The sequence below is a fragment of the Iamia sp. genome (genome assembly GCF_035575815.1).
In the GTDB taxonomy this organism is placed as follows: Bacteria; Actinomycetota; Acidimicrobiia; order Acidimicrobiales; family Iamiaceae; genus Iamia.
The window spans coordinates 1-8,111 of the sequence record NZ_DATLXO010000094.1; the positions used below are offsets into that span (position 1 = coordinate 1).

An 8,111-nucleotide genomic window follows, 5' to 3' on the forward strand; every position below is an offset into this window, starting at 1 on the left:
GCGCCGAGGGCGTCGATCAGCAGGCCGGGGCGCTTGTTGGCCTCGAGGCGACCGATGCTCACGATGCGCTCACCGAGCGGGGTCGGCTCGATGCGATCGGCCAACGGCGGGGGGTGGTAGAGGGGTTCGCTGTCCAGGCCGCAGTAGCGGGCCATGCGGTTCGTCACGACGCCCGAGATGGTGAAGCGGGCGACGGCCTCGCCCAGGGCCCGGGTGTCCCACTCGGTGAGCTGGCGCTGCACCTCGAGCCCGGCGTCGTCGAGGCCGATGTCGGACCACGGCTGGTCGATGCCGTCATACGCGGCGCGGTGCTGGTGGGCCAGCCACACCACCTTGCGGGGGTGGCGGGCGAAGTAGGCCGGGAAGTTGACCGGGATCACCACATCCGCGTCGAGGGGCACCGACCGCCAGGCGGTGGGCGCGTCGAGCAGGCGCTCGCGGTCCCAGGCCGCTGGCAGGCGGACCACCTCGGCGCGGTGACCGGCGGCCTCGAGGGCCCCGGTGAGCCCCTCGACGAGCTGCTCGAGGCCGCCCCGCATGTGCGGCACCTGGGTGGCGCAGACCAAGACGTCCACGGGGCGAGTCTGGCAGGTCGGTGGTCAGCCCCTAGTGTTCGCAGGTCGTGGTCGCCCGTCGCATCGCCCTCGTCCCGCCGCGCTACGGGCCCGACGTCGTCGGGGGCGCCGAGGCCGTGATCCGCAGGGTCGCCCACGGCCTGGCCGACCGGGGGTGGCAGGTCGAGGTCCTCACCACCTGCGCCCGGGACCACTACACCTGGGCCAATGTCGAGCGGGCGGGCGAGTCGGTCGACCGCACGGACGGCGGCGCCACGGTGACCGTGCGTCGCTTCCCGATCGTTCTCGACACCGACGGCGAGACCCGGGCCCGGGTCGAGGCCGCCCTGGCGGCCGGGGAGGTGCCGACCCTCGCCGAGCAGGAGGCCTGGATGAACGACGGACCCCGGGTCCCCGAGCTGTTCCACCACCTGCTCGACGCCTCGGACTGCTACCGGGCCATCGTCGTCTCGCCCTATCCCTTCTGGACCACCTTCGCGGCGGCCGGCGTGGCCCCGGAGCGGACCGTCCTGCGTCCCTGCCTGCACGACGAGCCCTACGCCCGCATGGAGCTCTTCGAGCCGGTCCTGACCGGCTCAGCCGGGGTGTGGCTACAGACCGGGCCCGAGCTCGACCTCTACCAGAGGGTGAGCGTTGCGCCGGCCCAGACCCGCATCGTGGGCGAGGGCGTCGACGTGCCCGAGCGCTACGACCCCGACGGGTTCCGGACACGCTACGAGCTCGGCCGCCGGCCCTTCGTGCTCTACTGCGGCCGCCGCGAGGGGGCCAAGGGGTGGGAGGGGCTCCTCGGCGGCTTCTGCGACGCGGTGCGCAAGGAGGACCTCGACCTCACCCTGGTGACCTTCGGGGTGGGCGAGGTGCACCTGCCCCCCGACCTGCCCGGCCGGGTCATCGACCTGGGCTTCATCGACGACCGGACCCGCGACGACGCCATGGCCGCGGCCTCGGCCTACGTGCAGCCCTCGGCCCTCGAGAGCTTCTCGCGCACCGTGATGGAGGCCTGGCTGGCGGGCACGCCCGTCATCGCCAACGGCGCCGGTGAGGTCGTCCGCTGGCACATCGAGCGCTCGGGGGCGGGGTTGACCTACGACGACCCCGAGGAGCTCGAGCAGGCCCTGCGGTTCGTGGCCGAGGCCCCTGAGGCGGCCGCCGCCCTGGCCCGATCGGGACGGGACTACGTGCTCGAGCACTACACCTGGCCGGGCACCCTCGACCGCATGGAGGAGACGCTGGAGGAGTGGTTCCCGCAATGAGGCCCCGCCAGGCTCCCGACATCCCCCATCGGGTGCTCGTCGTGGCGCCGTACCCGCCGGTGCGCGACGGCATCGGCGCCTATGCCGTGCAACAGGTCCGCAACCTGCGTCGCGCCGGCCACGACGTCGAGGTCCTCTCGCCCGTCCCGTCGGCCGCGCACCACCACGCGGAGCTTCGAGGCCCCGCCGGCGCCGCCACCGTGGCGCGCCTCGGCGCCCGGTTCGACCGGGTGATCGTGCACTTCCACCCCGACGTCGTCTACCACCTGCCCCCCACCGCCGGCGCACGGGTCTCGACCGGCCTCTCCTACGGCCTCGCCTTCCGGCGCCTCCGCCACGTCGAGCTGCGGCTGCACGAGATCGACCACCGCTGGGCCGATCCGTCGGACCCCACGGCGCGGGCGAGCCGGTTCATGTTGCGGGGAGCGGACCTCGTCACCGTGCACTCCGGCGAGCAGCGCGATCACCTCGTCGACGGCTTCGGCATGCCCGTCGACCGGGTCCGGTTGGTGGACCACGGCGCCGACTTCACCGCTCGCACCACGGCGGATCGCGAGCGGGCCCGGTCCTCGCTCGGCATCGACGGTGACGAGCACGTCTTCCTCTGCATCGGGTTCGTCCAGCCCCACAAGGGCTTCGACCGCGCCGCCCGCGCCTTCGCGGGGCTCGGCTCCCGGGGCGCGCGGCTCGACATCGTCGGCTCGGCTCGCGTCACCGATCAGGCCACCCGCGACCACGTGACCGAGCTGCGGGCCATCGCGGCGCGAGAGCCGGGCGTGGCGCTCCACCTCGGGTTCGTGAGCGACGAGATGTTCGACCGGTGGATCGTCGCCTCGGACACCGTTGTGCTCCCCTACCGCCACATCTGGTCATCGAGTGTGGCCGAGCGGGCCGCCCTGCTCGACCGACCGGTGATCGCCACGCGCGTGGGTGGGTTGGCTCACCAGGTCGAGGCCATGGCCGGCGCCGTGCTCGTCGACGACAACGCCGGGCTGGCGCGGGCCCTGGGCGCGGCGGTCGGACGCGCCGCCGAGACGGCGCCCCTGGCGATGTGGCCGGTCGGGACCGGCGACGACACCGAGGGGTCCACGGTCAATCGGGGCGTCATCCAGGCCGAGATCGAGGCCCGGGCCACCGCGGCGCGCGGCGGTGTCCCCTCGGCCCGCACCTGGAGCGCCGGGGGCGCCACCCCGGCGCTGTCCGCATCGGTGCGACGGGTCTCTCCCCTGCGGGCCGCGGCGCCCGTGTCGGCCCGCCCCGGGGTCAGCGTGGTCAAACGGCTCATCCACCGGGTCATCGCGTGGGAGCTCATGCCGATCACCGACCAGGTCAACCGCCTCCAGCGGGCCACGGCCGACGCCCTCGACCGGGCCGAGGCGACCGGCGACGTCGCGCCGGAGGCCCCGACCGCCGACCAGGGTGGTGAGACACGTGACCGCGGCTGACACCGAGGCGGAGGCCGCGACGACGGTGAGGCCCGCCACCGAGGCGGAGGCCGCGACGACGGTGAAGCCCGAGGAGGAGGCCCGGGCCGAGGCCGCAGCTGAGGCGCGGGCCGAGGCCGACGAGAGGCCCGGCGCGGCCGCGGACCCGGGCCGGCGCGATCGACTCTTCCCGGTGCGTTGGCGCCGCCTCGGGTTCGAGGGCCTGCTCGCGGCGGGCGTGGCCTGGTTGTGGGGGGCCATCTCCTATCGGGTGTGGGACCTCCCGCCCCGCGTGCCGATCAACGGGACCGACGACGCCCGCCTGATCACCAACCTCGTCAAGAACACCGCCGACCAGGGCTGGTGGACCACCAACCCCGACCTCGGCTACCCGATCGGCCAGCAGCTCTACGACTTCCCCCATGGCGGCGAGACGTGGCAGCTGCTCATCATCCGCGGCCTCAGCACCTTCACCAAGAGCCCGGGGCTCCTGATGAACCTCTACTTCCTGATCGGCATCGGCGTGGCCGCCCTCGCCGCCTTCCTGGCCCTGCGCCACCTGCGCTTCGGCGTGGGACCGGCGCTGATCGCCTCGACCGCCCTCACCTGGCTGCCGTTCCGCATCGGCCACGGCCAGTACCACCTGTTCCGCACGTCGTTCTGGTGGGTGCCGCTGGCGGTGGTGCTCATCATGTGGGTGCTCCACTGGCGCGAGCGGTTCCTCGTCGACGGCGACCCGCCGTGGCGCGGGTCGCGGCGCACGCACGCGCTCTGGTCCGTTCGCCACAACCTGCGCGTCGGGCGCATCGCCATCGCCCTGGTGATGATCGTGGTGCTGGCCGGGTCCGAGACGATGACCACCGCCTTCACCCTGACCCTGCTGGCGCTCACCGGCGTCATCGCCTCGGTGCGCCGCCGCGAGCTGTCCACCCTGGTCGTGCACGGCCTGGTCATCGTGGCCATCGGCGTCGTGCTCGTGGTGATGTTCTCCCCGACGCTGCGGTTCGTCGCCGCCTACGGCACCAACGAGGAGGCCGGGCGACGGACCGTCACCGAGCAGGAGCAGTTCGGCCTGAAGATCAGCTCGATGCTGCTGCCGGACCCGTCGCACCGCTGGCCGGCCATCGGTCGGCCCGAGGCCCGCATCCGCTCCACCTCGCCCATCCCCAGCGAGGCCGGCATGACCATCGGGCTGCTCGGCGCCGCCGGGTGCATCGGGGCCGTGGGCCACGCCCTCACCCGGGGGTGGGGCGCCCGTCGCCGCGACCTGCGCCCGCTCGGGGACCGCGCTGCGCTGCGCGACGACATCGGGCTCCTGGTGGTCGTGGCCACCCTCGTCGCCACCGTCAGCGGCGGGGCCATCCTCCTCGGGCTGGCCGGCTTCAGCCAGGTGCGGGTCTGGAACCGCATGTCGCTGCTGATCGCCTTCGCCTCTCTCGCCTACGCCCTGACGTGGCTCGAGAGGGGCTGGGCCGTGGTGCGCGACCGCATCGCCGGAACGCCGGGGCGGGACCGGGCCTGGGTGCGCCAGGTCGTGGGGACCGCGCTCGTCATCCCGCTCGTCGGCTTCGTCCTCTGGGACGGGGCCCACGTCGCCGGGCTCGACTACGAGGCCAACGATGCACAGTGGGTCGCAGATGCCGACTACGTGGCCGCCATCGACGAGGCGATGCCGAACGGCACGGCCATCTTCCAGCTCCCGGTGGTCCGGTTCCCCGAGGAGTCGCCTCCGGGGCGGATGGTCGACTACGACCATCTGCGCGGCTTCGTCCACACGCCCGAAGGTCACCTCCGGTGGAGCTACGGGGCCATGAAGGGCCGACCCGACGGCGACTGGCAGCTCGCGGTGCGAGACCGGCCGGACAAGGCGGGAGCGCTGCCGGCGTTGATCGGTGCCGGTTTCACCGGCGTGTGGGTCGACACGTTCGGCTACGACGACGGTGGGGAGCAGATCCGAGCCGACCTCGACGCCGCCACCCAGGTCGACCCTCTGGTGAGCGCCGATCGCCGCACCTTGTTCTACGACCTGCGGCCGCTGCGGGACCGCCTGATCGCCGGCGACCGCTCGATGGCCGACCTCGAGGCCCGGGCCCGCCAGCAGCTCGGCATCAGCCCTCCCGACTAGCGGTCACGCCGTCAGGTGGCGGCGCGGGTCCGACGGACCGACACCGACCATGGCCAGGTTCTCCCGAGATCCCGGCGCGCCTGACGCAGTCGCGAGACCGCACGGTCAGTCTCCGGATCCGGCCCTCGCGCCGGACCACGTACTTGTCGGTGGTGAGCTCGCGGAGCCCGATCGGGCCGCGGAGGCCGTCACGAAGGGCAGCGACGGACTCGAACCGGGGATCAGACGCGACGTCGGACATCGCCGCGACGTACCGAACCGCTTGACCGCCCGGTCAACCGACATGGGAGACCCGAGACCCCCCAGCCGGTGCGGGCGCGATGGCAGGTCCAGTGCGCGCGGTGGCGGGAACGTCGTTGGCAGGATCGGCCCGCACGCCTAGATTTCGCACATGGCCACCCGCCTTGCCGTCCCCCGCCGGAGACGCCTCCACACCGTCGTGTCGGTCATCGGCTCGCGGGTCGCGATGTTCGAGCTGGCCGTCGCCTGCGAGGTGTTCGGCATCTTCCGGCCCGAGATCGACGGGTGGCCCTACGTCCACCGCGTGGCCTCGCGGCGGCCGGGACCGGTCCCGGCCGACAACGGCATCACCATCACCGCCGATGCCGGACTGGAGATCGTGGCGGCGGCCGACACGGTGATCGTGCCGGCGTCCTCGACGCCCGTCGACGGCACCGAGCAGCTCATCGAGCACGAGGTCGCCGACGCGGTGCGCGAGGCCTTTGACCGGGGTGCCCGGGTCGTGTCGCTCTGCACCGGCGCCTTCACCCTCGCGGCGGCAGGACTGCTCGACGGACGGCGGGCCACGACCCACTGGATGCACGCCGAGGAGCTGGCCCGGCGCTTTCCGCGGGTGACCGTCGACCCGGGCGTGCTCTGGGTCGACGACCACCCGGTGTACACCTCGGCTGGCACGGCGGCGGCCGTCGACCTGTGCCTGCACCTCGTGCGCACCGACCTCGGCGCCCGGGCCGCCAACACCGTGGCCCGGCGGATGGTGGTGCCGCCCCACCGCGACGGCGGCCAGGCGCAGTTCGTCCAGACGCCGGTGCCCGACTGTGCGGCGGATGATCCGCTCGGCCCGGTCCTGGCGTGGATGGCCGAGCACCTGGATGAGACCATCACCGTCGACCAGCTCGCCCGCCAGGCCGCCCTCAGCCCCCGCACGTTTGCCCGACGCTTCGTCGCCGTGACCGGCACGACCCCGCTCCAGTGGCTGCTCACCCAGCGGGTGGCCCGGTCCCGGTCGCTGCTCGAGAGCACGGACCTCCCGGTCGAGCGGGTCGCCCAGGCCTGCGGCTTCGCCACCGCGGCCGGACTGCGGACCCACTTCACGCGAGTGGTGGGCACCTCGCCCACCACCTACCGGCACCGCTTCGCCTGCGACCGGGCGGACTGACCGGCGGTCACCCGTGCCGTCGGCGCGGGCTCGGCAGGGGGAGTCGAACGGTGGTTGGCAGGAACCTTTTGGTCACGGTCGGTCCTGCCACTCGTCGTGGCGGCGGGCTCGGCGGACGATGGGTCCATGGCCTCCTCGACACATCGCCGCTCGCCCGTCCCCCACCATGCCCGGGTGCCCGACTGGTATGCCCTCCGCGGGCGCCGGGATCCGGTCGCGCTGACCCTCGAGCAGGCCTGGTGGGATCCGCCCGATCGCGGCCGCCGGCGTCGCGTGCTGCGGACCGCCGCCGATCGCACCCTCGGCCGGGCTCTCGGCCCGCGAGTGGGCCGCCCCTCGCGACCGTCGATCGGCCCCGAGCGGAAGATCGCCCCGGCCCGACGCTCCCCCATCCCGAGTTCCCTGGCCGCCTCGGCGCCCCGACCGTGCGAGGAGGCGTGATGTTCCGCGCCTGGTGCACCGCAGAGGGAGCCGAGGTGCTGTTGAGCACCCGCCGGATCCGCCGCATGGTCATCGACGGGTCGACGGCCACGATCGAGTTCACCTGTTGGTGCGGCCACCGTGGCCGGGTCACCGACGCCCGCCTCGGAGCCATGGCCCGTCCGTGCTGCCAACCCGTAGGCTGCGGCCATGGCGCGACGAGCCGAGCAGTTGCCGAACGACCCGGTACTCGTCGTCATCGACGACGACGAGCCAACCCTCAACTTCGATGAATGGCTCGACCTCATCGCCAGTGATGAACCGACCGATGTCGACGCCGGAGCGGCCGAGACCCTCCGAGAGATCCGCGGGTACGACGAACGTTGACGACCATCGTCCTCGATGCATCGGCCGGGGTTGAGCTCGCCGTCCAAACCCCAATCGGCCGGCAGCTCCAAGCGAAGATCCCCGGGGTGCGACGACATGGGTGCCCGAGCACTACTACGCCGAGACGGCAGCCGTTCTCCGCCGTCACGAGATCAACGCGCGGTTCGACCCTGTCCGGATCCAGATCGCCATCGACCGGCTCCTGTCCGCGCCGGCGCGACGCGTGTCCATCAGGCCGCTCCTGATCGAAGCGCGGCGGCGGCACAACCTGACCGTCGCAGATGCGCTCTAGGTCGTCGTCACTCAACACCTCGACGCCGAGCTCGTGACGACCGATCTCCGGCTGGCCAACTCGCCGGGCCTGCCGGTCGCCACGATCACGCGCTCAGAGCCTCAGCGGATAGGTCACCACTTCGCTTGCTCCTCGTCGCCTGGCGGCTCCGAGAAGGGCCAGAGAACCGTGCTTGCCCGCTCTTGGCTCGCTTCGCTCGCCGGGCCGCTCGGGCCACGGCCTCCCTATCCGCTCGG

Annotated in this window: 7 protein-coding genes and 1 pseudogene; 7 read left to right on the forward strand and 1 reads right to left on the reverse strand. The window is 73.1% G+C overall.

The features are described 5' to 3' along the window. Positions 1-575 (reverse strand): annotated as a pseudogene (locus VNL12_RS10210) (glycosyltransferase family 1 protein); the annotation flags it as partial. A 47-nt stretch (positions 576-622) separates the two neighbouring features. On the opposite strand from VNL12_RS10210, the gene VNL12_RS10215 reads away from it, so the two are divergent. The 7 genes from VNL12_RS10215 to VNL12_RS10245 all read left to right on the forward strand — a co-directional run bounded on the left by VNL12_RS10215 (position 623) and on the right by VNL12_RS10245 (position 7,875). Further along, the gene (locus VNL12_RS10215) at positions 623-1,828 is read left to right on the forward strand and encodes a glycosyltransferase family 4 protein (RefSeq protein ID WP_325594174.1); all 1,206 of its coding nucleotides are present in this window, start codon (positions 623-625) and stop codon (positions 1,826-1,828) included. After that, the gene (locus VNL12_RS10220; protein WP_325594176.1) at positions 1,825-3,273 is read left to right on the forward strand and encodes a glycosyltransferase family 4 protein; all 1,449 of its coding nucleotides are present in this window, start codon (positions 1,825-1,827) and stop codon (positions 3,271-3,273) included. Before VNL12_RS10215 ends, VNL12_RS10220 begins: the two co-directional genes overlap by 4 nt. Next, positions 3,260-5,377: a hypothetical protein gene (locus tag VNL12_RS10225; RefSeq protein WP_325594178.1), complete on the forward strand. Its 2,118-nt coding sequence runs from the start codon at positions 3,260-3,262 to the stop codon at positions 5,375-5,377. The genes VNL12_RS10220 and VNL12_RS10225 overlap by 14 nt, the downstream gene beginning before the upstream one ends. Before the next feature lie 466 nt (positions 5,378-5,843). Then, a complete protein-coding gene (locus tag VNL12_RS10230; RefSeq protein ID WP_414654873.1) occupies positions 5,844-6,776 on the forward strand; it encodes a GlxA family transcriptional regulator in 933 nt (310 codons plus the stop codon). A 126-nt stretch (positions 6,777-6,902) separates the two neighbouring features. Further along, entirely contained in the window at positions 6,903-7,217 is a 315-nt protein-coding gene (locus VNL12_RS10235) for a hypothetical protein (protein ID WP_325594182.1), read from the forward strand. Between the two features lie 189 nt (positions 7,218-7,406). Then, a complete protein-coding gene (locus VNL12_RS10240) occupies positions 7,407-7,583 on the forward strand; it encodes a hypothetical protein (protein WP_325594184.1) in 177 nt (58 codons plus the stop codon). Between the two features lie 100 nt (positions 7,584-7,683). Beyond that, a complete protein-coding gene (locus tag VNL12_RS10245; RefSeq protein ID WP_325594186.1) occupies positions 7,684-7,875 on the forward strand; it encodes a hypothetical protein in 192 nt (63 codons plus the stop codon). The last annotated feature ends 236 nt before the right edge of the window (positions 7,876-8,111 follow it).

Coding starts and splice junctions, on each gene's coding strand:
- VNL12_RS10235 (WP_325594182.1), top strand. CDS start 6,903: ATGGCCTCCTCGACACATCGCCGCTCGCCCGTCCCCCACCATGCCCGG.
- VNL12_RS10220 (WP_325594176.1), top strand. CDS start 1,825: ATGAGGCCCCGCCAGGCTCCCGACATCCCCCATCGGGTGCTCGTCGTG.
- VNL12_RS10240 (WP_325594184.1), top strand. CDS start 7,407: ATGGCGCGACGAGCCGAGCAGTTGCCGAACGACCCGGTACTCGTCGTC.
- VNL12_RS10230 (WP_414654873.1), top strand. CDS start 5,844: ATGTTCGAGCTGGCCGTCGCCTGCGAGGTGTTCGGCATCTTCCGGCCC.